At 50.8% G+C, this 23440-nt stretch carries 24 protein-coding genes and 5 pseudogenes; 14 read left to right on the top strand and 15 right to left on the bottom strand.

Annotated elements, in window-relative coordinates; translation table 11 throughout:
- The first annotated feature begins 10 nt into the window (after nt 1–10).
- Nucleotides 11–694 carry an envelope stress response activation lipoprotein NlpE gene (gene nlpE, locus ACQGXV_RS19540; protein ID WP_440862816.1) on the top strand — a complete coding sequence of 228 codons (684 nt, stop codon included), beginning with the start codon at nt 11–13 and terminating at the stop codon, nt 692–694.
- 59 nt (nt 695–753) lie between these two features.
- Here the strand turns inward: nlpE and mutS are convergent, their stop codons facing one another.
- A complete protein-coding gene (gene mutS, locus ACQGXV_RS19535; protein WP_440867519.1) occupies nt 754–3318 on the bottom strand; it encodes a DNA mismatch repair protein MutS in 2565 nt (854 codons plus the stop codon).
- 404 nt (nt 3319–3722) lie between these two features.
- Here mutS and ACQGXV_RS19530 point away from each other — a divergent pair, with 404 nt between their 5' ends.
- The 3 genes from ACQGXV_RS19530 to ACQGXV_RS19520 are packed head-to-tail and all read left to right on the top strand — an operon-like array spanning nt 3723 to nt 5813.
- Nucleotides 3723–4088, top strand: coding sequence for an IS630 transposase-related protein (locus ACQGXV_RS19530; protein WP_440862584.1), 366 nt, complete (start codon nt 3723–3725; stop codon nt 4086–4088).
- A complete protein-coding gene (locus ACQGXV_RS19525) occupies nt 4012–4551 on the top strand; it encodes an IS630 family transposase (RefSeq protein WP_440867518.1) in 540 nt (179 codons plus the stop codon). The genes ACQGXV_RS19530 and ACQGXV_RS19525 overlap by 77 nt, the downstream gene beginning before the upstream one ends.
- A gap of 50 nt (nt 4552–4601) precedes the next feature.
- On the top strand, nt 4602–5813 hold the full coding sequence (locus tag ACQGXV_RS19520; protein ID WP_440862551.1) for an IS256 family transposase: 1212 nt from the start codon (nt 4602–4604) through the stop codon (nt 5811–5813).
- 366 nt (nt 5814–6179) lie between these two features.
- Here ACQGXV_RS19520 and ACQGXV_RS19515 read toward each other — a convergent pair whose 3' ends face one another.
- Nucleotides 6180–7103, bottom strand: coding sequence for an IS5 family transposase (locus tag ACQGXV_RS19515; RefSeq protein ID WP_440862815.1), 924 nt, complete (start codon nt 7101–7103; stop codon nt 6180–6182).
- A 9-nt stretch (nt 7104–7112) separates the two neighbouring features.
- Nucleotides 7113–7403, bottom strand: coding sequence for a hypothetical protein (locus ACQGXV_RS19510; RefSeq protein ID WP_440862814.1), 291 nt, complete (start codon nt 7401–7403; stop codon nt 7113–7115).
- 820 nt (nt 7404–8223) lie between these two features.
- On the opposite strand from ACQGXV_RS19510, the gene ACQGXV_RS19505 reads away from it, so the two are divergent.
- Complete coding sequence (locus ACQGXV_RS19505; protein WP_440867517.1) at nt 8224–8451, top strand: transposase; 228 nt, start codon at nt 8224–8226, stop codon at nt 8449–8451.
- A gap of 59 nt (nt 8452–8510) precedes the next feature.
- Entirely contained in the window at nt 8511–8894 is a 384-nt protein-coding gene (locus ACQGXV_RS19500) for an IS3 family transposase (RefSeq protein WP_440862813.1), read from the top strand.
- 6 nt (nt 8895–8900) lie between these two features.
- Here the strand turns inward: ACQGXV_RS19500 and ACQGXV_RS19495 are convergent, their stop codons facing one another.
- Nucleotides 8901–9434, bottom strand: coding sequence for an IS630 family transposase (locus ACQGXV_RS19495; RefSeq protein ID WP_440862665.1), 534 nt, complete (start codon nt 9432–9434; stop codon nt 8901–8903).
- Nucleotides 9358–9723 (bottom strand): IS630 transposase-related protein, encoded by a 366-nt coding sequence (locus ACQGXV_RS19490; RefSeq protein ID WP_440862584.1) that lies wholly within the window; start codon nt 9721–9723, stop codon nt 9358–9360. Before ACQGXV_RS19490 ends, ACQGXV_RS19495 begins: the two co-directional genes overlap by 77 nt.
- Before the next feature lie 32 nt (nt 9724–9755).
- Here ACQGXV_RS19490 and ACQGXV_RS19485 point away from each other — a divergent pair.
- The 3 genes and pseudogenes from ACQGXV_RS19485 to ACQGXV_RS19475 form a co-directional block, all read left to right on the top strand.
- Nucleotides 9756–9983 (top strand): annotated as a pseudogene (locus tag ACQGXV_RS19485) (DDE-type integrase/transposase/recombinase); the annotation flags it as partial.
- Between the two features lie 91 nt (nt 9984–10074).
- On the top strand, nt 10075–11049 hold the full coding sequence (locus ACQGXV_RS19480; protein ID WP_440862690.1) for an IS30 family transposase: 975 nt from the start codon (nt 10075–10077) through the stop codon (nt 11047–11049).
- On the top strand, nt 11049–11300 hold the full coding sequence (locus ACQGXV_RS19475; RefSeq protein WP_440862812.1) for an integrase core domain-containing protein: 252 nt from the start codon (nt 11049–11051) through the stop codon (nt 11298–11300). The genes ACQGXV_RS19480 and ACQGXV_RS19475 overlap by 1 nt, the downstream gene beginning before the upstream one ends.
- A 60-nt stretch (nt 11301–11360) precedes the next feature.
- Here ACQGXV_RS19475 and syd read toward each other — a convergent pair.
- Nucleotides 11361–11906: pseudogene (syd, locus tag ACQGXV_RS19470) on the bottom strand (SecY-interacting protein).
- Nucleotides 11907–11975: 69 nt separating this feature from the next.
- Here syd and queF point away from each other — a divergent pair.
- The 3 genes from queF (at nt 11976) to xni (ending at nt 15392) form a co-directional block, all read left to right on the top strand.
- Nucleotides 11976–12827, top strand: coding sequence for an NADPH-dependent 7-cyano-7-deazaguanine reductase QueF (queF, locus tag ACQGXV_RS19465; protein WP_440862811.1), 852 nt, complete (start codon nt 11976–11978; stop codon nt 12825–12827).
- Between the two features lie 372 nt (nt 12828–13199).
- On the top strand, nt 13200–14564 hold the full coding sequence (gene ppnN, locus ACQGXV_RS19460) for a nucleotide 5'-monophosphate nucleosidase PpnN (RefSeq protein WP_440862809.1): 1365 nt from the start codon (nt 13200–13202) through the stop codon (nt 14562–14564).
- A 66-nt stretch (nt 14565–14630) separates the two neighbouring features.
- Nucleotides 14631–15392: a flap endonuclease Xni gene (gene xni / locus ACQGXV_RS19455; RefSeq protein ID WP_440862808.1), complete on the top strand. Its 762-nt coding sequence runs from the start codon at nt 14631–14633 to the stop codon at nt 15390–15392.
- 55 nt (nt 15393–15447) lie between these two features.
- Here the strand turns inward: xni and rlmM are convergent, their stop codons facing one another.
- The 6 genes and pseudogenes from rlmM to ACQGXV_RS19425 all read right to left on the bottom strand — a co-directional run bounded on the left by rlmM (nt 15448) and on the right by ACQGXV_RS19425 (nt 19498).
- Nucleotides 15448–16548, bottom strand: a complete 1101-nt coding sequence (gene rlmM, locus ACQGXV_RS19450; RefSeq protein ID WP_440862807.1) for a 23S rRNA (cytidine(2498)-2'-O)-methyltransferase RlmM — start codon at nt 16546–16548, stop codon at nt 15448–15450.
- Complete coding sequence (locus ACQGXV_RS19445; protein WP_440867516.1) at nt 16541–16936, bottom strand: DUF423 domain-containing protein; 396 nt, start codon at nt 16934–16936, stop codon at nt 16541–16543. Before ACQGXV_RS19445 ends, rlmM begins: the two co-directional genes overlap by 8 nt.
- Nucleotides 16937–16975: 39 nt before the next feature.
- Complete coding sequence (locus ACQGXV_RS19440) at nt 16976–17899, bottom strand: transcriptional regulator GcvA (RefSeq protein WP_440862806.1); 924 nt, start codon at nt 17897–17899, stop codon at nt 16976–16978.
- A 517-nt stretch (nt 17900–18416) separates the two neighbouring features.
- A pseudogene (locus ACQGXV_RS19435) lies at nt 18417–18578 on the bottom strand (YgdI/YgdR family lipoprotein); the annotation flags it as partial.
- Nucleotides 18579–18675: 97 nt separating this feature from the next.
- The gene (locus tag ACQGXV_RS19430) at nt 18676–19209 is read right to left on the bottom strand and encodes an IS630 family transposase (protein WP_440862665.1); all 534 of its coding nucleotides are present in this window, start codon (nt 19207–19209) and stop codon (nt 18676–18678) included.
- Nucleotides 19133–19498, bottom strand: coding sequence for an IS630 transposase-related protein (locus ACQGXV_RS19425; RefSeq protein ID WP_440862805.1), 366 nt, complete (start codon nt 19496–19498; stop codon nt 19133–19135). Before ACQGXV_RS19425 ends, ACQGXV_RS19430 begins: the two co-directional genes overlap by 77 nt.
- Nucleotides 19499–19633: 135 nt before the next feature.
- Here ACQGXV_RS19425 and csdA point away from each other — a divergent pair, with 135 nt between their 5' ends.
- Nucleotides 19634–20839, top strand: a complete 1206-nt coding sequence (gene csdA / locus ACQGXV_RS19420; RefSeq protein ID WP_440862804.1) for a cysteine desulfurase CsdA — start codon at nt 19634–19636, stop codon at nt 20837–20839.
- Nucleotides 20840–20849: 10 nt separating this feature from the next.
- Complete coding sequence (csdE, locus tag ACQGXV_RS19415; RefSeq protein ID WP_440862803.1) at nt 20850–21305, top strand: cysteine desulfurase sulfur acceptor subunit CsdE; 456 nt, start codon at nt 20850–20852, stop codon at nt 21303–21305.
- Nucleotides 21306–21675: 370 nt separating this feature from the next.
- Here the strand turns inward: csdE and tcdA are convergent, their stop codons facing one another.
- From tcdA to ACQGXV_RS19400, 3 genes and pseudogenes are all read right to left on the bottom strand, one after another.
- On the bottom strand, nt 21676–22536 hold the full coding sequence (gene tcdA / locus ACQGXV_RS19410) for a tRNA cyclic N6-threonylcarbamoyladenosine(37) synthase TcdA (RefSeq protein WP_440862802.1): 861 nt from the start codon (nt 22534–22536) through the stop codon (nt 21676–21678).
- Nucleotides 22537–22627: 91 nt separating this feature from the next.
- Nucleotides 22628–22996, bottom strand: a pseudogene (locus tag ACQGXV_RS19405) (molybdopterin dinucleotide binding domain-containing protein); the annotation flags it as partial.
- Between the two features lie 198 nt (nt 22997–23194).
- A pseudogene (locus ACQGXV_RS19400) lies at nt 23195–23389 on the bottom strand (hypothetical protein); the annotation flags it as partial.
- Between the last annotated feature and the right edge of the window lie 51 nt (nt 23390–23440).

The following is a 23440-nucleotide window of genomic DNA, read 5'->3' as shown; positions in this document are numbered from 1 at the left end:
GGAGAATAGCGTGAAAAAAATGGCGCTTGGCTTACTACTGGTTTTTGTGGCAGCAGGGTTGATGGGGTGTCACACGCCCAAACCGGTGCGTGAGGAAGCATTGCAGCCCATGGCGCAAAGTTATCGTGGCGTATTGCCTTGTGCAGATTGTGCCGGTATCGATACGTCATTATTCCTGGCTGAAAATGGTACGTTCATACTGCAACATCATTATCAAACCGATCGCCCTGGCAACCGTGTGTTTGCCTCCTATGGCAAATGGGCGCGCACTGCCGATAAGCTCGTGCTTACCGATGTGCAAGGCGACAAACGTTATTTCAGACCGCTGGAGAATGGTCTGGAAATGCTCGATCGAGACGGTGCGCCGATCGTATCGTCCAACACCTATCGTCTGACGGCGACCAAAGCGCCGTTGCCAACGACCCCGATGGCGATGCGCGGTTTGTACCGCTATATGGCCGATGCGGCGGTGTTTTCTGATTGTTTTACCGGGGTCACCTACCCGGTGGTAAACAATATCGTGATGGAAAAACGCTATTTACAGGTGCGTAAATCATCGGAAGACGCGGTGCTGCTTACCTTCAGCGCGCATTTTGCCGTTGTGCCTTCGATGGAAGAGGGGATGGAGGTAAAAAGCCTGGTCCCGAGTAGTGCGCCATTTCAGATGAAAGCGCAAAACCACTGTAACGAGTAACACCTCCACCGCATCGGGATAAAAAGCCGCCTTCCAGCGAAAGGCCGCTTGTCATGACGTTATACCATCGCTTTCAGCTTATACAGCCATTCCAGCGCCTGACACGGCGTTAACGTATCGGGATCTAGCGCTTCCAGCGCTTCGACCGCCGGAGCGGGCTCTTCACTGGTTAACAACGCCAGTTGCGCCCCATCTACATGGCTGGCAGAGGCGTGATTGGAAAGTGATTCCAGCTCTTTAAGTTTTTGCCGCGCGCGTTTAATGACCTCTTTAGGCACGCCTGCCAGTGCGGCAACGGCGAGGCCGTAGCTCTTGCTGGCGGCCCCTTCCTGAACTCTGTGCATAAACGCGATGGTGTCACCGTGCTCCAGTGCATCCAGATGCACATTCGCTACGCCTTCCATTTTTTCTGGCAAATGGGTTAATTCAAAGTAGTGGGTTGCAAACAATGTCATGGCCTTGATGCGCTGTGCCAGATTTTCCGCACAGGCCCAGGCCAGGGATAAACCATCATAGGTCGATGTGCCACGCCCAATTTCATCCATTAATATCAGACTGTTAGCAGTAGCATTGTGCAGAATGTTGGCCATCTCCGTCATCTCCACCATAAATGTGGAACGCCCAGAGGCGAGATCGTCTGCGGCACCAATACGTGTGAATATGCGATCAACCGGCCCAATGGTGGCCTTATCGGCAGGTACAAAGCTGCCAATATGGGCCATCAGCACGATCAGCGCCGCCTGGCGCATATAGGTACTCTTACCGCCCATGTTCGGACCGGTCACGATCAGCATACGGCGCTGCGGCGTGAGTGACAGCGGGTTGGCAATAAACGGCTCGCTCAACACCTGTTCCACCACCGGATGGCGGCCCCCTTCAATTTTTAATCCCGGCTGCTCGCTCAGCGTCGGGCATACATAATTCAGCGTATCAGCACGTTCTGCCAGGTTGGCGAGGACATCAAGTTCTGCCAACGCGGCGGCGCTTTGTTGTAATGCCTCAAGGTGCGGCAACAGTTGGTCAAACAGGTCGTCATACAGGGCCTTTTCCAGTGCCAGCGCCTTGCCCTTGGAGGTGAGCACTTTGTCTTCGTACTCTTTCAATTCAGGAATGATGTAGCGTTCGGCATTCTTCAGCGTTTGGCGGCGGACATAGTGGATCGGCACCAAGTGGCTCTGTCCGCGGCTCACCTGTATGTAATAACCGTGCACGCCGTTAAACCCGACTTTGAGGTTATCAAGCCCCAGTTTTTCGCGCTCACGAATCTCCAATCGATCGAGGTAATCACTGGCACCGTCAGCCAGCGCACGCCATTCATCCAGTTCGGCGTTATAGCCGCTGGCGATCACACCGCCATCGCGCACCAGTACAGGTGGCGCTTCCACCACGGCACGTTCCAACAGGGCGCACAGTTCGTCAAACTGATGAACATGCTGAGAAAGCTGTTGGACATAGTCTTCGGTGCTTTCTGCCAGCAACTCATGGATAGCCGGATACTGGTGAAAGGCATGGCGCATCCGTGCCAGATCGCGCGGTCGGGCAGTACGCAGCGCCAGGCGAGCCAAAATGCGCTCCAGATCGCCAATTTGTCGCAATGGGGGCTGGAGCGCCTCCGCCAGTGGCTGCAACGCGCGGATGGTGCTCTGGCGTTGTGTCAGCGCTTGTTTGTCGCGCGTAGGCATATGCAGCCAGCGCTTGAGCATACGGCTGCCCATCGGCGTGACGGTACAATCCAGAATGGCAGCAAGCGTATTGTCGACGCCACCCGCCAGATTCTGTGTCAGTTCCAGGTTACGACGCGTCGCGGCATCCATAATGATGCCATCCTGCTGGCGTTCCATGGTGATGCTGCGAATATGTGGCAATGAGGTTCGTTGAGTATCTTTGGCATACTGTAGCAGGCAACCAGCGGCACGCAGCGCCAGCTTGGCCTGTTCTACCCCGAACCCTATCAGGTCGCGTGTATCAAACTGCATATTGAGTTGCTGACGCGCGGTTTCCAACTCGAATTCCCAGGGCGGACGGCGGCGCAACCCGTGGCGATGTTCGATCAAATGAGAGGCACCAAACGATTCCGGGTAAAGCAACTCCGCAGGATTGGTGCGTTGCAACTCTGCCGCCATGGTCTCTTCATCTGCCGACTCCATAACGCGAAAACGCCCGGAGCTGATATCCAACGTGGCATAGCCAAAGCCGCGCCCGTCCTGCCAAATGGCGGCTAAAAGATTGTCCTGTTTTTCCTGTAACAGCGCTTCATCGCTGATCGTCCCTGGGGTGACGATACGTACTACTTTGCGCTCTACGGGGCCTTTGCTGGTCGCCGGATCGCCAATTTGTTCGCAGATGGCGACGGATTCGCCTTGTTGCACCAGTTTTGCCAGGTAGTTTTCAACCGCATGGTGTGGAACGCCTGCCATGGGGATGGGTTCTCCGGCCGAAGCACCGCGTTTGGTAAGCGAAATATCCAATAGCTGTGATGCACGTTTGGCATCATCGTAAAACATCTCATAAAAATCGCCCATGCGGTAAAACAGCAGGATGTCAGGATGCTGCGCCTTAAGCCTGAAATACTGCTGCATCATGGGCGTATGGTCTGTGAAATCCTTGTCGATAGGTTCATTCATCTCTGTCTTACTCATTTTTAGCTATTGGGGATTTAATGGACAAGCCACTTATGCTGCAAGCATTTACTTAAACCAAAAGACCCTGCCAGAAACATGTCTACTCCAGGGTACGGTATATCTTATCACTTACTCGCGCGGGGATTCACCCACTGAGGCCCGCTCGCTGGAACGTTATCAAAGCAGTAGTGGAAAATGTATCTGATTCTGATACCAGCCTTTTCCTGCGCGAAGCGTATCGTAATTTAGATAGATGATGTACAAACGATGGGCAGGGTTACGGATCGCAATGATGAAAATACGATAATTACCTACGGTGACTATTGTGCCATTTTTTTTCAGTGTGGCTGGTGAAAATTGTTGAGGTTGCTATAGCTAAACGACTTAATTTTGATTACATTATTTAAATGAGCTATTCAATTGATTTTAGACGTAAAGTGATATCTACACGGAAAAACGAAGGGTTGAGTATCCGAGAAACAGCGAAGCAATTTCGGATTGGCCCTGCCTCTGTATCGCGTTGGATTAATCAAATAGAGTCAAAAGCATCGACCACGCGTCAGCGAAAGATCGATAAATCCGAGTTGATAAAAGATGTTGAACAATATCCAGATGCTTACCAAAAAGAACGTGCAGAGCGTTTTGGCGTTTGTCAGAAGGCCATTTGGCAAGCGCTTAAAAAGCTGGGATTGACCTATAAAAAAAACTCTACGTCATCCGAAAGCCGACGAAAACGCCCGGCAGGGATTTCAACAAAAAAAACAACAGTATGAAAAAGAAGGTAAACCTATTGTTTTTATTGATGAAAGTGGTTTTTCACACGATGCCCCACGGACTCACGGCTATTCCCCAAAAGGTCAACGGTGTTTTGGCCTGAAGAACTGGGGAGCTAGGGGAAGAACAAATGTTATCGGCGCTTTATTAGGCACAACGCTGTTTGCTATCGGATTATTTGATATCAATATTAACAGCGATGTTTTCTATGCCTGGGTCACACAAGTCCTTATCCCAGTACTCCCTAAAAACAGTGTAATCATGATGGACAATGCCACTTTTCACAAAAAACATAATATTCAACAAGTCATCATCGATGCAGGGTATATGGTGGAGTATTTGCCTACATATTCGCCAGATCTTAACCCAATTGAGCATAAATGGGCACAAGCAAAAAGCAAAAAAAGAGAGATGGGTTGCGATACAGAGAGTTTGTTCTCAGTCCATATGGTGAGACTGTAAAATAATCTGTGTAAATGGCATTTTGAGGAAAACCTTCAAAGGATAACAAAATGCCTATCAGCAACGAACTTATTGACCAACTGCTTCAAGATTGTCACTCCCCTCAGGATCTGCTGGGTGAATCAGGCCTACTCAAGGTGCTGACTAAAAGACTGGCGGAACGGGTTCTTGAAGCTGAGATGGAGATGCACCTTGGGTATGCTAAGCATGACCCGGCTGGTAATCATTCAGGCAACTCACGCAATGGCAAGACATCCAAGAGCGTACGTAGCCAAAATGGGGAGATCGAGCTCGATATTCCGCGCGACCGCAACAGTACCTTCGAGCCGACACTGATCGGTAAGCACGAAAAACAGCTTAACGGCTTCGATGACCGCATTATTTCTCTCTATTCCAGAGGGTTATCAACCCGTGATATTCAGGCACACTTTAAAGAAGTCTACGGGGTCGATGTTTCCGCTGGCTTCATTTCTCAAGTGACCAATGCTGTGATGGATGAAGTTAAGCGCTGGCAGCAACGGCCGCTGGATGCGCTTTATCCCATTGTTTACCTTGACTGTATTGTTGTCAAAAGCCAGGACGGCGGAGCCGTGGCCAACAAGTCTGTTTATCTGGCCCTCGGCGTCAACGGCCAGGGCGAAAAAGAGCTGCTGGGGCTATGGATAGCCAAAACTGAGGGGGCCAAGTTCTGGTTATCTGTGATGACAGAACTGAAAAATCGTGGGCTAAAGGACATCTTCGTCGCCTGCTGCGATGGCCTGAAAGGCTTTCCTGATGCCATTGAAGCTGTTTACCCGCATACGCGGGTACAGCTCTGCATTGTGCATCAGGTGCGGAACTCGCTGCGCTACGTCGGCTGGAAAGAGCGTAAGGCCGTTGCTGCTGACCTGCGCACCATCTATAGTTCCGCAACGCTAGAGGGCGCTGAAGAGGCCCTGGATGCCTTCGCGGCCAAATGGGATGAACAGTTCCCGACGATCAGCCCGTCGTGGAGAAATAATTGGGAACGTCTCATCGTCATTTTTGACTTTCCGCCGGAGATCCGCAAGGTTATCTACACCACCAACGCGATAGAGTCGTTAAATGCTTCATTGCGCAAGATAACGAAAACGCGACGAATATTTCCAACGGATGACTCGGTGATAAAATTACTCTATCTAGCCTTGCATAATATCTCTGCTAAATGGACCTTGCCAATCAGAGACTGGAAACCTGCTATGAGCCAATTCATGTTGATGTATGGAGAACGAATCTCCGGTTAAGCAATGGAGCCATTTACACAAAATTCTTTACAGACTCCATATGGTGTAATCAAAATTAAGTCGCTTGGCTATACTGCTAAAGTATCGTTAATTTTTTCCGTTATTGAATGTGTCGATAACATTTTTGCCGTGTCTATTTTGGTGCAGTTCTGTAAATTAATATGGAAAATTCTTAGTGAGTGGTGGAGTTTTCTTATTTTAAACTTTCCTTTGACGTCGAGGCCTGTTTTAGATTGTTGATTTGTATCTTTTTATATATATCTATTTTTATGTGTGTGTTTTGTTTTTAGGAAAATTAATCTTTTTTTGTGGCTTTGTTGAATAAATCAGAATTAGCCGACAGGATGACTCCCTCTGCTACACCTGTTATCCTATCCTGACGCTGTGTGGCATACCCAACAACGTCATACGGTTCAGCGCTTTGACCATCGCTATGGCTTCACCTACTTGAGCCTCATAGTCACGCAGGCTCAGATGGCCACCCAGCAAAGTTTTTATGCGGAACATCGCTGTTTCTGCCACTGAACGCCGGTGATAACCCACTTTCTTTTTCCACATATCATTACTCCCGCTCAGACGCTGATTCGCCACCGCATGGTTACGTTCATGGTACTTGTCCGGCCAGTATTTGGCTCCGCTTCGCGGCGGGATAAGGGGCCTGATTTTCTTTCTTAGCAACGCATCGTGGCAGTAACGGGCGTCATAAGCACCGTCTGCTGACACTTCCCTGATTTTTCGGTGGGTTTGGTTAATCAGGCCCGGCAGTGCCTGCGCATCTGTCGTTCCGCTGAGCGATAAGTCGGCACAGATAATCTCATGCGTCGCACTGTCTGCTGCCAGATGAAGCTTGCGCCACACTCTTCGTCTGTCAGCCCCATGCTGCCTGACTTTCCATTCACCTTCGCCAAAGACCTTCAGACCGGTACTGTCGATGACCAGATGCGAGATTTCACCACGCGTTGGCGTTTTTATGCTGATACTGACGGTTTTTGCCCGCCGACTGACCAGAGAGTAGTCCGGGCAGCGCAGTGGCAGGCTCATCAGTGTAAAAACCGAGTCGACAAAGCCCTGTAATGCCCGGAGCGACAGGTTAAACACGCGCTTTATCATCAAAACCGTGGTAACAGCCATATCGGTGTAGTAAAGCGGCCGACCACGACCTTCAGGCGAAGAACTGTCAGTCCATGCAGCGATGGCCGACTCATCAAGCCAGACCGTCAGGGAGCCGCGTTGTCTGAGTGCTTTGTTGTAGGTGGGCCAGTTGGTGATTTTAAACTTTTGCTTTGCCATGGGGAGCTGCTATCGGGAGCGATGATAGTGCTTTGATCCGGCGATCCCCTGAAAGTTCGATTTATTCAACAAAGCCCATTTTAAATACAATAAAATAAAAAGCAGTTTATCTAATGGGGTTGGGATAAATCCTTTCTGCCCTGCACCCATCTGCCGCTCGTGATCTTTTCGATTCTTTTTCCGATAAATCAAATAACAAGCTGAAAATTCAGCGGCTAAATTTTTCAATTCTTCGACTGATAATCCAATGATTGCTTTACATAAACGATTATCTCGTAACAACCGCTCTTTGTTGATCATTTCAAACCTTTATTCTCTAAGTTAAACCTCTTTTTATTCTCAATAGCCTGACAAAAAATGCAAGTCTCTATTCAGCAACTAGTTTAATAAAGAGCAGTGTCTGCACAGCGTTAACGGATACTTTGCTACAAAAAAGTTGGGGGCACTGATATTAAGTGCCCCCGGTTCGTTTTATAGCTTTCCCGCTACACCACTGCGTCCCTGCTCATCCGTGAAAACTTTTCCTTGGCGGTTATCCTAACCAGCTCTCCGTGCAAGCGTCCAACTTTCGTCCTGACCGTTCTTCCTGCATCTTCCGTGAAGATATTCCCTTCAGGCTCCTGCCCCACCGCTACTCCGTAACTGCTCTCAATCTCCTTCCTGGAGGTGTCCTTGGTTTCATCCTGAAGCCGTTATCCTTCTTCACCACATTTAGCGATAAAGTGATACATCCTGTAACCGGTTACTAAGATGTATTAAATGGCGACGAACAGCAAGACCCTGTTCAGATTTTTGCTTATATTTACGCAGAAACCCTTAATGCAAAGAAAGATATAATCCTTTAATTAAAAAGGGAAAAAATAAAAAACAGTGCGTAAAAGCGGGAAAACACAGAGATATCTCACAATAAATGTAAGATATAGCCAAGCGACATTATTTTGATAACAGCCAGCTATGCTTCTTTGCCGCATATCAGGGCATAGGATGTAATCATTTTTAAGTCGGTTGGCTATATCTGTAGTGGTTGAATAATCAGGACACTAAACTTACATCCAAAACGGAGGTGTTTAGTGAACCATAAACGACAATTTACCCCTGAGTTTAAAAGGAAGCCGTTGCCCTGGTAACAGAGCAGGGCTATACGATAGCCAGGGCAGCAGCATCGCTGGGCATAAGCAACAAAACCCTGCATACATGGGTCTCGCTGGCACGCGAGCAGAGCAACGGCGTACTCAGCGATGATGAACGTGCAGAGTTAAAACGGTTACAAAAGGAAAACAAAGAGTTACGTACAGAGAAGGAGATACTAAAAAAGGCGAGTGCCTTCTTCGCGAAACATATGTCGTGAGATACCGGTTCATTCTCGACAATGCCACTGACTTCAGCGTTCGTACACTCTGTCGGGTCATGCGTGTGACGGCCTCTGCCTGGTATGCATGGCGAAAAAAGCCCGCCGAACCGCTGCAAAAAGACGTGGAGGTCCGGGTCAGGTTAAAGGCGCTGTTCGCCGCCAGCAGGCAGGGAGCAGGAAGCCGGACGCTGGTCAAAAGGCTTCGTGGAGAAGGCATCATAATCAGCCGCTGGCGGGTGAGGAAACTCATGCAGGAAGAGGGGCTGGTCTGCCGACAGCGCCGGACTTATAAGGTCACGACAAAACCCCGCCCGGGTGCAGAGGTGGCCCCAAACCTGCTGAACCAGAATTTTAACCCGCCGGGGCCAAATCAGGTGTGGGCGAGTGACATCACGTATCTGAAGACCGGTGAAGGCTGGCTGTATAGCCAAGCGACTTAATTTTGATTACACCATATGGACTGAGAACAAACTCTCTGTATCGCAACCCATCTCTCTTTTTTTGCTTTTTGCTTGTGCCCATTTATGCTCAATTGGGTTAAGATCTGGCGAATATGTAGGCAAATACTCCACCATATACCCTGCATCGATGATGACTTGTTGAATATTATGTTTTTTGTGAAAAGTGGCATTGTCCATCATGATTACACTGTTTTTAGGGAGTACTGGGATAAGGACTTGTGTGACCCAGGCATAGAAAACATCGCTGTTAATATTGATATCAAATAATCCGATAGCAAACAGCGTTGTGCCTAATAAAGCGCCGATAACATTTGTTCTTCCCCTAGCTCCCCAGTTCTTCAGGCCAAAACACCGTTGACCTTTTGGGGAATAGCCGTGAGTCCGTGGGGCATCGTGTGAAAAACCACTTTCATCAATAAAAACAATAGGTTTACCTTCTTTTTCATACTGTTGTTTTTTTTGTTGAAATCCCTGCCGGGCGTTTTCGTCGGCTTTCGGATGACGTAGAGTTTTTTTTATAGGTCAATCCCAGCTTTTTAAGCGCTTGCCAAATGGCCTTCTGACAAACGCCAAAACGCTCTGCACGTTCTTTTTGGTAAGCATCTGGATATTGTTCAACATCTTTTATCAACTCGGATTTATCGATCTTTCGCTGACGCGTGGTCGATGCTTTTGACTCTATTTGATTAATCCAACGCGATACAGAGGCAGGGCCAATCCGAAATTGCTTCGCTGTTTCTCGGATACTCAACCCTTCGTTTTTCCGTGTAGATATCACTTTACGTCTAAAATCAATTGAATAGCTCATTTAAATAATGTAATCAAAATTAAGTCGTTTAGCTATATCTGGCGGCTATTATGGATTTGTACTCCCGGCAGATAGTGGGCTGGCAGGTGGACAGACGGATGACCTCATCGCTAGTCTGCGGGGCCCTGATGAAGGCATATAACCTGCGAACTCCCCCGCCGGGCCTGGTGGTGCATACGGACAGGGGGGCGCAGTACACGGGACAACGCTTTCAGGCGCTGCTGAGCAGCTACAGGCTGAGGAGCAGTATGGGAGACGTGGAGCCCCATTCCCACTCGAAACGCAACAAAGTGACCCACTGGCCAGAGTCGGATAAAATCACCGTTCTGGCCCTACTGGAGATCCCGTTGCATGCAGGGAAAACATCTGACTCACAAAGAACGGTTCTACATCGAAAAGCGGCGTGGTGATGGGGTTAACCAGGCCACCATCGCCCGGGAACTGGAGCTTCCTCGTTCTACCATCAGCAGGGAACTCAGACGCAATACCGACGCCGCTTTCAACGGGGTCTATTCCTGCAGAAGGGCCGAAACGTTGGCCAGAGGGCGGCGGCAGAAAACACGGCCGGACAGCGTGATTAACCAGCTTGAACCGCACATTCAGGACTTTATCAGAACGGCGCTGTCTACCCACACCTCACCTGAGGTCATCAGTGGGCGCCTGGTCCTGGAATTTGGCCTGTCCGTCAGCAAGAACTCGCTCTATCGCTATATCCAGCAGGAGCGCCGGGCCGGCGGTGAGCTGTATCAGCAGCTCCCTCATCGGGGTAAACGGTATAACTATCAGACCGATGAGAACAAACGCGGTCCTATTCCCAACCGTGTTGGCATTGAGCAGCGGCCGGCCGTTGCTGACCTCAAGCAGGAACCCGGGCATTTCGAGATTGACACCATCTTTGGCAAAGATCAGAAATCATTCCTGCTGACGGTGGTCGATAAAGCCGTCAAGCTGGTCATCATTCGCAAACTGCCCAACAAGCGAGCAGAGACAGTGGTAGCGGCCTTCAGGGACATCGTTGCCAATACCTTCTGCGAGTTTAAAACCCTGACTGCTGACAACGGTTCTGAATTTTCCCAGCACGGGGAAATTACAAAAGTCACGGGGGCACCGGTCTACTTTGCCCGGCCATATCATTCCTGGGAACGCGGGTTGAATGAGCATACCAACGGGCTGATACGGCGTTTTTACCCGAAGGGAACGGACTTCAATTATGTCACCCATCGCAAGGTTGCAGCACTCGAACACCTGCTCAATACGCGAGGCCGAAAATCGCTGGGTTATCGTTCTCCAAATGAGGTATTTTTAACGCACTTACAGGCGGCATAATGCCCTACCGTTTTGTTGCGTTTCGACTGGGAATGGGGCTGGGTGCCTGCTGGGATAATGCGGTGATGGAGCGCTTCTGGGGCAGTCTGAAACATGAATGGTTGCTGCTGGTACCCCAGCCAACACGGGCTTACATGGAGCAGGATGTGGCGACGTATATCCGCTACTACAACCTAGACAGGCATCATGCCGCTAACGGGGATCTGTCTCCGGTGCGTTATGAACAAATGGCTGAGAAAAAAGTGTCCTGATTTACTTGACCAGTGCAATCTCTTACACGCATATCCGCCAGATAACGCAGGCAGCCATCATCATACTCTCGGTTGCAACTGTTGCAGGAACACGGATAAAGAGGGAGCCAACACCCGATGTTCACGTGTACCAAAGGTTTCAAGCCATACTTCACCGCTGACATTGGATAACGAGATCAGCGCCATTTCTGATTCCTTCGTGGCTAAAAACAGCGTCGGCGGCAGCTTAAGCCGCTTTTGTGTCAGTAAATGCGCGATCAGATTTTCCTGCATACGCACAAAATCATCCTCGCTCCACGATTGCAGCAACAGGCAATCGATATCCGCAAAGCGCGCCTACATATCCCCAGCATACTGCATGGTAAAAAAGGCTTCAGCGTCAGGATGCAGCGCAATAGTCAGCGCACGCGACACGCCGTCGAGCGCCGCGCCCTCGGCCACAGGCTGAGGCGCCCAAAATACCCGCTCACCGTCATTTTCCACCGCGCAGGGTGAAGCAACACCGTACAACACCTCACTGGTTGGCAAATGGTCATAGGCTTGCTGCCAGGCCGCCATGTAGCGCTGGGTAAACCCCTGGAGCGCGTGCTGCACATTGTCATCCATACTTTTTTCTCTTCACTGGGCGAGTCGGTTACACTACTGCATATCGTTTTTACTTTGCAAAGGCATGTTATGTCCACTTCTGACAAACACGATGCGCTCAGTGCGTTAACGTTGGGAAAACCCACATCTTACCACGACAGCTACGATGCGGACTTATTACAAGCGGTTCCACGCAGTTTAAACCGCTACCCGTTGGGCATTGATGCCGCGCATTTGCCGTTTCACGGTGAAGATATCTGGACATTATACGAACTCTCCTGGCTGGCGCCCAACGGGGTGCCGCAGGTTGCCGTCGGCGAAATGCATTTGCAGGCCGATAGCCCAAACCTTATCGAATCCAAAAGCTTCAAACTCTATCTGAACAGCTTCAATCAAGCGGTATTTGAAAATTGGCAACGGGTAGAAGAGACGCTAACGCGCGATCTGGCCGCCTGTGCACAGGGTAAGGTGCGCGTGACGCTGTTCTCGCTGGATGCCTTTCAGGGACAAACGTTGGGCCAATTCCAAGGGGAATGCATTGACGGACTGGATATTCAGATCGCGGATTATGCGTTCAATGCCGACTATCTCGCCAACGCCTGCCACACGCAGAGCCCCATTGTTGAAGAAACATTGGTGAGCCATGTGCTCAAATCCAACTGCCTGATCACTCACCAGCCGGATTGGGGCTCGGTGCAAATACACTACCGGGGCAAACGTATCGACAGACAAGCCCTGTTGCGCTACATCGTCTCCTTTCGCCACCACAATGAGTTCCATGAGCAGTGTGTGGAGCGTATCTTTAACGACCTGATGCGTTTTTGCCAGCCAGAAGCACTGACCGTTTACGCGCGCTATACGCGTCGTGGTGGGCTGGACATCAATCCCTGGCGTAGCAACACCGACTTTATTGCAAACACCGCTCGCCTACCCCGACAATAGTGCGGGATACGATACAATATCGCCATTCAGAAACGGCATTATTGGAAAAACTGATACCATCAGGTTAAGGTGGAGTGATACATAAAATCAGCGTTATGCGTCTTGCCACCCCGGCGGCGACAAGGGATAGCCTGGAAGTTTTGTTGTTATACACTGCGTTCTCAAGGGGCTTTGTTGAATAATTTAAGATACTGATTTATATAAGCATTATAAAATTTCAACGACTAATTTTTCCTCTCGGAATGCTATTTATTGTGCTAACTATTTGATTTGTCGTTCTAACAAAATACATTCTCTGTAAATGCATTCTAACTAAAGAAGATGTAAATCAAACGGTTAAATTATTCAACAAAGCCTTCTCAAGGAGTAAAATTGATTACACATATCAGCCCGTTAGGGTCTATGGATTTGTTATCGCAGTTGGAAGTGGACATGTTGAAAAGCACGGCCAGCAGCGATCTTTACCGTTTATTCCGCAACTGTTCGCTTGCCGTACTGAATTCCGGCAGCCAAACCGATAACAGCAAAGAGCTGCTATCCCGCTACGAAGATTTCGATATCAACGTGTTGCGCCGTGAGCGCGGCGTGAAACTGGAGTTGGTCAATCCCCCGGAAGACGCTTTCGTCGATGGCGACATTATCCGTTCATTGCAGGCCAACCTGTTCGCCGTGCTGCGCGATATTCTGTTTGTTAACGGGCAAATCACCTCAGCAGAGCGCTACCAGAACCTGAATCTGGAAAACAGTGCCCACATTACCAATCTGGTCTTTTCCATTTTGCGCAATGCGCGTGCGCTGCACGTCGGGGAAGAGCCCAACATGGTGGTGTGCTGGGGTGGCCACTCCATCAATGAGACCGAATACCTCTATGGACGAAAAGTCGGTAGCCAATTAGGTCTGCGCGAATTGAACATCTGTACCGGTTGCGGCCCCGGCGCGATGGAAGCACCGATGAAAGGTGCCGCTGTCGGCCATGCGCAGCAGCGCTATAAAGAAGGCCGTTTTATTGGTATGACGGAACCGTCCATCATCGCCGCTGAGCCGCCAAATCCGCTGGTGAATGAACTTATCATCATGCCTAATATCGAAAAACGCCTCGAAGCCTTCGTGCGCATCGGGCACGGTATCATTATTTTCCCCGGTGGGGTCGGCACAGCGGAAGAGTTCCTCTACCTGCTGAGTATCATGATGAACCCGGAAAACAGCGAGCAGGTGCTGCCCATAATCCTGACCGGACCGGAGGAAAGTGCCGATTACTTCCATGTTCTGGATGAATTTATCATCACGACGCTGGGCCGTCAGGCGCGCCGTTACTACTCCATCATCATTGATGATGCAGCGGAAGTGGCGCGGCAGATGAAAAAAGCGATGCCGCAGGTGAAAGAACATCGCCGCCATACCGGTGATGCCTATAGCTTCAACTGGTCATTGCGTATCGCCCCCGATCTGCAATTACCGTTTGAGCCGACTAACGAGAATATGGCAAACCTCAATCTGCATCCCAATCAAGCACCGGAAGCGCTGGCCTCTGCGCTGCGCAAGGCGTTTTCTGGCATTGTGGCGGGCAACGTCAAAGAAGTCGGCATTCAGGCGATTGAGGAGCACGGCCCGTATAAGATCCACGGCGATGCACAACTGATGCAAAGCATGGATAAACTGCTGCAAGGGTTCGTCGCGCAGCAAAGGATGAAGCTGCCGGGCAGCGCCTACATCCCTTGCTATGAAATCTGCACCTGATGCCATACTGGCGGGAAAACCGGATTTTTCCGCCACCTTCACCACGCTTCACGCCGGGACCGCCTGATGCCTGTACATTTGCTGATTATCGATGCATTAAACCTGATTCGTCGTATCCATGCCGTACAGGGTTCGCCCTGCGTGTCGGCCTGTCAGCACGCGGTGACCCAACTGCTACAGCATAGTCAGCCAACCCACGCCGTCGCGGTGTTTGATGATGAACAGCGCGCCGACAGTTGGCGGCACCAGTTTTTGCCCGACTATAAGGCGGGCCGTCCTCCCATGCCTGAGAATCTGGCGCTTGAGCTGCCGCAAATACGGCAAGCGCTGGTATCAATGGGCATCCCCTGCTGGCATACGCCAGGTAATGAAGCCGATGATTTGGCGGCAACGCTCGCCACAAAAGTCGCCCACGCAGGCCATCAGGCAACTATTATCTCGACCGACAAGGGCTACTGCCAACTGCTGGCCCCCACCATTAAGATTCGTGATTATTTTCAAAAGCGCTGGCTGGATGTGCCTTTTATCGCACAGGAGTTTGGCGTCTCACCGCAGCAACTGCCTGATTTTTGGGGATTGGCAGGCATCAGCAACAGCAAAATACCTGGGGTGGTGGGGATTGGCCCGAAGAGCGCCAGTCAGTTGCTTGCCCAAGCCGGAAGCTTGGAACAGCTCTACCAGCAGTTGGATACGGTGCCGGAAAAATGGCGAAGCAAGCTGGAATCACAGCGTGAGATGGCCTTTGTCAGCCGTCAGGTAGCAACTTTACGTATAGATTTGGCACTGGAAGGGAATTTACAGCAGCTACGACTGACTACGGGGCAATAAACGCGCCGCTGTGACAGCGGCGCATTAATGGAGAGCAACACGTTTGGCGCTGCGCTTAACGCTCGTCGCGCCGTCCCGGCACCGCGCCCCATATACGCCGCGCGTGTACCGTCACCTCTTCGCGATCGTGATACAGTTGGCGAGCACGAATCTCAAAATTGATGCCATTCTCGCTCAAGCGCTCGCTCAGCAACGCCAGATTTTGCGTCACTTCCTCATAACGTTTTTTCATTGGCAGCTTGAGGTTGAATATCACTTCCCGGCACCACCCCTTCACCAACCAGTAGGCCATCAGGTTAGCCACTCGCACCGGTTTCTCCACCATATCGCACACCAGCCAAGTGATGTTGTTACGCGGTGGCTCGAAGCGGAAACCATCCACGGCGTGGTGGGTCACCTGCCCGGTATCCATCAAACTTTGCGCCATGGTGCCGTTATCCACGGCATGCACCATCATGCTGCGTTTCACCAGTTGATAGGTCCAACCGCCGGGGCACGCCCCCAAATCCACCGCGTACATGCCGCTTGCCAAACGCTCATCCCACTCATCCGCCGGAATAAAAACGTGAAACGCCTCTTCCAGTTTCAACGTAGAACGGCTTGGCGCATCTGAAGGAAATTTCAGGCGCGGAATACCCATGTAAAATGGCGAGTGGTTATTGCTGTAGGAATAACCCACATAGCAATGCCCTGGGGCAATAAACAGCACATGGACAACCGGACGAGAGGCCTTTTCATACGGCAGCAGAATGCCGTTTTCCTTCAGTGCGGCGCGCAAAGGCACGGTGAACTTGCGGCAAAACTTCAGCAGTTCCTTGCTTTCATTAGTGTCAGGTACTTCAACGCGCAGCTCGCCTGCCCGCTCAATCGCCCCGGTCAGCATGCCGACGATCGAGGTAATGCGATCTTCCGGCGGCAAATCGCGCAACAACTCACCGCAAACGAACCATTGACGGGCAAAAACCAGCGCATCAAACGGCAATGTTTTGATCAACCGATCGGCATCTTCATGCTGATAGCATTCATACATCACATAGCCACAGTTTTCTTTAACCCTGGCCAAACCAAAAACCTCGTGGGCGGTGGCTTTTTCCGTTATCTCTGCCGCACACTCTTTTTCGAAACCGGGGCGGCAATATAAAATTACCTTATTCATTACTTTTCGCCTTTCTTGTCTGGCGCAGCACGCCAATCAACATCAATACCCATCCGGTCAGGAAAAAAAGACCGCCAACCGGCGTGACAAACGCCCAAAACCTCAGGTGCGACAGCGCCAAACAATAAAGGCTGCCGCTAAACAGCACGGTGCCAAGTGCCAACGCAATGCTGCTCCAATAAAACCACAGGTTACGACGCTGGCGCATCAATACCGACAGCGCCAGGATCGCCAGCGTATGAAACGCCTGATATTCAAGCCCGGTTTTTAGCCAGGCCATTTCGGCTACGCCCAGCGATTTGCTAAGCACATGAGCGTCAAAGGCGCCCAACGCCACAAAAACAAACCCGCTGATCGCGGAAAACATCAGCATAAAACGACTGTTCATCGTATTTTTCACAGTAAATCGAATCAAAAGCGCCACACGTCAACGTGCGGCGTTGTCATAACGGAAACGAAACTTCTCTTGCTCGCTTGCCGCACGCGCCAAAATCCAGTGGCGAAAGGCGGCTATTTTACCCAGTTCAGCCTGACTGTCATGACAAACCAGATAAAAAGCATTTTTACTGACCAATACCTCGTTAAACGGACACACTAACCGACCCGCTTCAATCTCGGTCTGAGCCATGACGTTATTTGCCAAAGCGACCCCCTGCCCATGAATCGCCGCCTGCAACACCATGGCACTGTGGCTGAATATCGGCCCTTGTTGCACGTTGATCTGCACGCCAAGCTGTCGGGTGTAGGCCAACCAGTCGCTGCGAGACGCGTCATGCAACAAAGTGTGCCCAGCCAGATCCTGTGGCGTTTTAAGCGGATGTTTGCCCGTTAGCAATACCGGAGAACAGACGGGAAACAGATACTCGGCATAGAGTTTTTCCACGCGCAACCCATGCCAGTTACCGCGCCCGTAAAAAATCGCCACGTCCACATCATCTGACAAGCGATCTTCCTGGCGATCTAGCGCCTGAATTCGCACATCAATCCCCGGAAACTCCGCATTGAAACTCGATAATCGCGGCACCAGCCAATGGATAGCAAAGCTGGGCAACAGACTGACCGTCAATGCGCCTTTGGCGCTGCGTGACTGTAGCTTGCGCGTCGCTTCGTTGAGTGAAGAGAAGATCTCTTTTATATCAAGATAGTAGCTTTGACCCTCTTCCGTCAGCAGCAAAGAACGATTGCGGCGACGAAACAGCTTGAGTCCCAAAAAATCTTCTAATGACTTGATTTGATGACTGACAGCTGCCTGAGTGACAAACAGTTCCTCCGCCGCTTTGGTGAAGCTGAGGTGGCGGGCGGCAGAATCAAATACACGCAACGCATTGAGCGGAGGGAGTCGCTTTGACATAGGGTAATGTTCTTCTTTTTCCTAAGAGGTGCATGGAGGCAGCACCGTTCCAGCCATTAGTTTTTTTTATCCGAGACATTATAATTTGTCCGTTGAGGATGCACCAGCAAATACCTATATTAGCGCCACTTCCTTGAGCCGGAACGAAAGGTGCGGCAGGCGTTTCCTGAAGTGCTTTTGGCTTGTGGTTGTGATGTTGTGTTTGCTATTTATTGTCTGCCTTTCAGACATGGTAGCCAAGGCTACCTTTCACTTCCTGTACATTTACCCTGTCTGTCCATAGTGATTTTTATGTGGCACCGCTTTTTAGCGGTGCTTTTTTTTGCCTGACAGACGCCGAATCGCCGGGCGCCAGAAATGACAATTCTCGCGCTGACATTTCAGATTTGCCTTACCGAATGGGTAAGCCATGAAATGGCAGTGCGGGAATCGAGACACAGGTTACACCGGAGGAGAACTACTTGGCCTCTACCATTTTCCTCAGGTTATCGCGGTTGATCTGCTGTTCGTGACCTTAGGCATCGATATAGCGGATCATTCCGGTATCCTCGTCCGCTTTTGGTTTCCCTTCCGCGACAATGGTGCGCCCGTCATTGGTATGCAGCACATAATTACTCGAACAGGCAGTCAAAGAGAGTGCGGCCATTGCGATGGCAATAATTGCTATTTTATTCTTCATAGTGTACTCCAAGTAAATTTTTAAGTTACTTATTTCGCTACTGCCGAACGATAGTTCCGTTTATCAACAGTGTTATAGCCAAGCGACTTAATTTTGATTACACCATATGGACTGAGAACAAACTCTCTGTATCGCAACCCATCTCTCTTTTTTTGCTTTTTGCTTGTGCCCATTTATGCTCAATTGGGTTAAGATCTGGCGAATATGTAGGCAAATACTCCACCATATACCCTGCATCGATGATGACTTGTTGAATATTATGTTTTTTGTGAAAAGTGGCATTGTCCATCATGATTACACTGTTTTTAGGGAGTACTGGGATAAGGACTTGTGTGACCCAGGCATAGAAAACATCGCTGTTAATATTGATATCAAATAATCCGATAGCAAACAGCGTTGTGCCTAATAAAGCGCCGATAACATTTGTTCTTCCCCTAGCTCCCCAGTTCTTCAGGCCAAAACACCGTTGACCTTTTGGGGAATAGCCGTGAGTCCGTGGGGCATCGTGTGAAAAACCACTTTCATCAATAAAAACAATAGGCTTACCTTCTTTTTCATACTGTTGTTTTTTTTGTTGAAATCCCTGCCGGGCGTTTTCGTCGGCTTTCGGATGACGTAGAGTTTTTTTTATAGGTCAATCCCAGCTTTTTAAGCGCTTGCCAAATGGCCTTCTGACAAACGCCAAAACACTCTGCACGTTCTTTTTGGTAAGCATCTGGATATTGTTCAACATCTTTTATCAACTCGGATTTATCGATCTTTCGCTGACGCGTGGTCGATGCTTTTGACTCTATTTGATTAATCCAACGCGATACAGAGGCAGGGCCAATCCGAAATTGCTTCGCTGTTTCTCGGATACTCAACCCTTCGTTTTTCCGTGTAGATATCACTTTACGTCTAAAATCAATTGAATAGCTCATTTAAATAATGTAATCAAAATTAAGTCGTTTAGCTATAAGCCTAGCAAAAGCATTTCAATATGCGTTTAGGGATCGTCCTAAAACTTGTTTCCCCGTGAAAAATGCGACAGGATCGTCTGCCAGAAGAGGAACACCATGACAGCATTCAATCCCGCAACCTTTCGTAATGATTTCCCTGCGCTCGCACAATCCGGCGTTTATCTGGACAGCGCAGCAACGGCGCTCAAGCCCCAGCCGGTCATTGATGCCATCTCGCAGTATTACACCGCCGAGACCGGCAATGTGCACCGCAGTCAACACGCTCATGCACAGCAGGTGACGGCGCGGTTCGAGCAGGTACGATGCGCAGTAGCCGCCTTGCTTAATGCCAACGATCCGCGTTGCATCGTGTGGACGCACGGAACGACAGAAGCCATTAATCTGGTGGCACAAAGCTATGCACGTCCTCGTTTGCAGCCGGGTGATAAGATCATCGTCAGCGAAGCGGAGCACCATGCCAACCTCATTCCCTGGCTGATGGTGGCGCAGCAAACCGATGCTCGCATCGTCAAGCTGCCGATAGGTGTGGATGCGCGACCGAATCTGGAGGCGTTAGCCGACCTGATCACGCCACGCACGCGTCTGCTGGCACTGAGCCAGATGTCGAATGTGACAGGGGGCCAACCCGATCTGGCAAAAGCGATTGCGCTGGCGCATCAGGCAGGAGCCGTGGTGATGATCGACGGCGCACAAGGTATTGTGCACGGCGCTCCGGATGTACAAGCACTGGATATAGATTTTTACGCCTTCTCCGGCCACAAACTTTTTGGCCCGACCGGTATTGGCGTGTTGTACGGCAAGGCCAACCTACTGGAATCCATGCCGCCCTGGCACGGCGGAGGGAAAATGATGAGCGCGGTCTCTTTTGATGGATTTACGCCACAGGCCATTCCTCAGCGGTTTGAAGCGGGCACCCCGGCGATTGCCGAAGTGCTCGGGTTAGGCGCTGCGCTGACATGGATGCAAGGCTATGACTGGCGCGCTGCGGAGCAATATAGCCAAGGGTTGGCGCAGTTGGCTGAACAGCAGTTGGCGCGCTTCCCCGGTTTTCGCTCACTGCGCAGTCCCAACGCGGCCATTCTGTCGTTTGCCCTGGACGACGTACATCCGAACGATCTGGCAACGCTTCTTGCGGAGCAGCAGATTGCCGTTCGCGCCGGGCACCATTGCGCTCAACCGTTATTCGCGGCACTCGGACTTGATGGCGCAGTGCGCGCCTCGTTCGCGCCGTATAATAACGAGCATGATGTCACTGCGTTGGTAACGGCGGTTGGCAATGCGTTGGATTTACTGCGAGATTGATTGACGAACAATGGAACTGGCTTACACCATAACAGAGCACACCACTCACCCTTTTGGCAGTACCATTACGGCAGAGACCTTACAGCACACCTTCAATGCCTGCCGCTCGTGGGAAGAGCGTTATCGGCAATTGATCCTGCTGGCCAAACAGCTTCCTGCTCTGCCGGAGGCGTTGAAAAACGACACCATCGCCCTGTCCGGCTGTGAAAATCGGGTCTGGTTAGGCTATGAGAAACAGCAGGATGGCCGATTACACTTTTACGGTGATAGCGACGGGCGAGTCGTGCGCGGTTTGTTAGCCGTATTGCTCACAGCGGTAGAAGGCAAGCAGGCTGCCGATTTGTTTGGGCAAGATCCGTTGTCCCTGTTTGACCAACTTGGCCTGCGCGCTCAGCTCAGCGCCTCACGCGCCAGCGGCTTGTCCGCACTGGCACAGCGTATTCAAACCATTGCCGCACAGGCCTAGTCTATCATTCCCGGCGTAAGCCGGGGTTCTCTCGTAAGCTGCTCGCGTTTTGCCTGTAGACACAAACCTTCCTTCGCATTCAGAAGTCCGCTCAAATTTAGGCCAAGTCTTTTTGTTCGTACAGTGAGTGTTTCGTGCGCGTTAACCCACGCCATTATTTGCATCGTACATCGCACGCGCCCGACACGGGGTGATCAATCGCCCTCGCCCGGTGGCCCCTGGCTTTTCGCGGGAAATCACGCCGCTACGCGGTACCGGAAAACTCGTCTCATCCATGAGACTCGCCCCTGTGGGGCAGCTGCTGGCAACGTTCAAAATGCTGCCGGCATTTTTGTCAGACGCGGCGCTGACTTTCGCGGCGTCCTGCCACTCACACGGTGGTCTCGTTCCCCTCAGCGTTATTTTTACGCGATGTAACGTCAACCGATTCAAATCGCGCTGCCTTCGACATCATTTTCTTTAACGCGTGGGATACCGCGACAAAACCAAAGGTCGCGGTCACCATTGTGGCGGCACCGAAACCGGAGGCACAATCCATGCGTTTTACCCCCTCCGCGGTACTGCGAGATGCGCACACCGAGCCATCTGCCTGTGGGTACATCAACGGCTCATCGGAAAACACGCAGTCGATGCCTAAGCGACCTTTGCTGTTCTTGACCACGTTGAAATCATGTTTAAGCCGCTCGCGCAGCTTAGCCGCCAGCGGGTCTTGAATAGTTTTGGCAAGATCCACCACGCTGATGCGTGTCGGATCGATTTGCCCACCCGCTCCGCCAGTTGTCACGACCGGAATTTTATAACGACGGCAATACGCCAGCAGCGCCGCTTTCGGGCGCACGCTGTCAATCGCATCAATCACATAGCTAAAGCCGCGGTTGAGATACTCCGCCACGTTATCCACAGTGACGAAATCATCCACGCAGGTGACCTGACATTCAGGATTGATGGCACGGATACGTTCCGCCATCACATCCGTTTTGGCCTGCCCGGTATGTTCGCGCAGCGCGTGAATCTGCCGGTTGGTGTTACTGACACAGACGTCATCCATATCAATCAGCGTAATCGCACCAATGCCGGTACGCGCCAGCGCCTCTGCGGCCCAGGAACCCACGCCGCCAATGCCGATAACGCACACGTGCGCCTGTGCGAACAGCGTCAACGCCTGCTGACCGTATAACCGCGCTGTGCCGCCGAAGCGTTGCAGATAGGCTTCGGATAACGTACCACTCATGACCACCAACCTTTAACTCTGATAACCGCTGTAAAAAAACAGGCTCGATCATAAAGCGATCGAGCCTGTTACGCTACTGGTGTGATGAAAATCAGGCTGCCGCTACGTCCACCAGGCAGCTCATGGCATTCTGTCCCTGCGTGAGCGGTGAGGTGCCAATATCCAGCGTTAGCACGTTGGCATTGCCGGACTGCTCCACCGCATGCCACTCTTTCTGACCGAAACCCGGTTCGAACCAGGCACCGGTAGACATGATCACCACGCCGGGTGCCGCCCCTTCGGTCACGCGGACGCCAGCATAAATTCGACCACGTTCGTTAAAGACCTCCACCTGCTGCTCATCAATAATACCGCGCGCATTGGCATCCTGCGGGTGCATGTAGAGCGTCTCTTTCCCTGCGGTTTTGTTCGCCGCCACCTGCGGCGTCGCGGCCAGTTGGCTGTGCAAACGATCCGATGGGGCTTTGTTGAATAATTTAAGATACTGATTTATATAAGCATTATAAAATTTCAACGACTAATTTTTCCTCTCGGAATGCTTTTTATTGTGCTAACTATTTGATTTGTCGTTCTAACAAAATACATTCTCTGTAAATGCATTCTAACTAAAGAAGATGTAAATCAAACGGTTAAATTATTCAACAAAGCCATCCGATGGCTGAATGGAAATAAAATGCAGCGGCCAGCGCTCTGCGGTTTCGGCTCCGAGCCACTCGACAGGCGGGCGCCATTCAGGATGTGGGGCAAAATCCTCATAGCCGTAACGGGCGATAGTATCGCTGTACAGTTCAATCTTGCCGCTCGGCGTTTGCAGCGGATGCTGTTCAGGGCTGTTGCGGAAGGCATCAAAAAACTAGTTGCTGAATAGAGACTTGCATTTTTTGTCAGGCTATTGAGAATAAAA

The organism is Symbiopectobacterium purcellii, from assembly GCF_052050035.1.
GTDB classification, from domain to species: Bacteria; Pseudomonadota; Gammaproteobacteria; order Enterobacterales; family Enterobacteriaceae; genus Symbiopectobacterium; species Symbiopectobacterium purcellii_A.
The sequence above is the reverse complement of the archived record's forward strand: the minus strand, read 5'-3'. Positions and strand labels throughout refer to the sequence as shown.

What these genes read in the sequence shown, in the direction of transcription:
- mutS (WP_440867519.1), bottom strand. Translation starts at nt 3,318, where the DNA reads ATGAATGAACCTATCGACAAGGATTTCACAGACCATACGCCCATGATG.
- ACQGXV_RS19425 (WP_440862805.1), bottom strand. Translation starts at nt 19,498, where the DNA reads ATGAGCTATTCAATTGATTTTAGACGTAAAGTGATATCTACACGGAAA.
- ACQGXV_RS19475 (WP_440862812.1), top strand. Translation starts at nt 11,049, where the DNA reads ATGCCCTACCGTTTTGTTGCGTTTCGACTGGGAATGGGGCTGGGTGCC.
- ACQGXV_RS19510 (WP_440862814.1), bottom strand. Translation starts at nt 7,403, where the DNA reads ATGATCAACAAAGAGCGGTTGTTACGAGATAATCGTTTATGTAAAGCA.
- ACQGXV_RS19520 (WP_440862551.1), top strand. Translation starts at nt 4,602, where the DNA reads ATGCCTATCAGCAACGAACTTATTGACCAACTGCTTCAAGATTGTCAC.
- ACQGXV_RS19480 (WP_440862690.1), top strand. Translation starts at nt 10,075, where the DNA reads ATGCAGGGAAAACATCTGACTCACAAAGAACGGTTCTACATCGAAAAG.
- csdA (WP_440862804.1), top strand. Translation starts at nt 19,634, where the DNA reads ATGACAGCATTCAATCCCGCAACCTTTCGTAATGATTTCCCTGCGCTC.
- ACQGXV_RS19440 (WP_440862806.1), bottom strand. Translation starts at nt 17,899, where the DNA reads ATGTCAAAGCGACTCCCTCCGCTCAATGCGTTGCGTGTATTTGATTCT.
- ACQGXV_RS19445 (WP_440867516.1), bottom strand. Translation starts at nt 16,936, where the DNA reads ATGAACAGTCGTTTTATGCTGATGTTTTCCGCGATCAGCGGGTTTGTT.
- queF (WP_440862811.1), top strand. Translation starts at nt 11,976, where the DNA reads ATGTCCACTTCTGACAAACACGATGCGCTCAGTGCGTTAACGTTGGGA.
- xni (WP_440862808.1), top strand. Translation starts at nt 14,631, where the DNA reads ATGCCTGTACATTTGCTGATTATCGATGCATTAAACCTGATTCGTCGT.
- csdE (WP_440862803.1), top strand. Translation starts at nt 20,850, where the DNA reads ATGGAACTGGCTTACACCATAACAGAGCACACCACTCACCCTTTTGGC.
- ACQGXV_RS19530 (WP_440862584.1), top strand. Translation starts at nt 3,723, where the DNA reads ATGAGCTATTCAATTGATTTTAGACGTAAAGTGATATCTACACGGAAA.
- tcdA (WP_440862802.1), bottom strand. Translation starts at nt 22,536, where the DNA reads ATGAGTGGTACGTTATCCGAAGCCTATCTGCAACGCTTCGGCGGCACA.
- ACQGXV_RS19515 (WP_440862815.1), bottom strand. Translation starts at nt 7,103, where the DNA reads ATGGCAAAGCAAAAGTTTAAAATCACCAACTGGCCCACCTACAACAAA.
- rlmM (WP_440862807.1), bottom strand. Translation starts at nt 16,548, where the DNA reads ATGAATAAGGTAATTTTATATTGCCGCCCCGGTTTCGAAAAAGAGTGT.
- ACQGXV_RS19500 (WP_440862813.1), top strand. Translation starts at nt 8,511, where the DNA reads ATGCGTGTGACGGCCTCTGCCTGGTATGCATGGCGAAAAAAGCCCGCC.
- ACQGXV_RS19490 (WP_440862584.1), bottom strand. Translation starts at nt 9,723, where the DNA reads ATGAGCTATTCAATTGATTTTAGACGTAAAGTGATATCTACACGGAAA.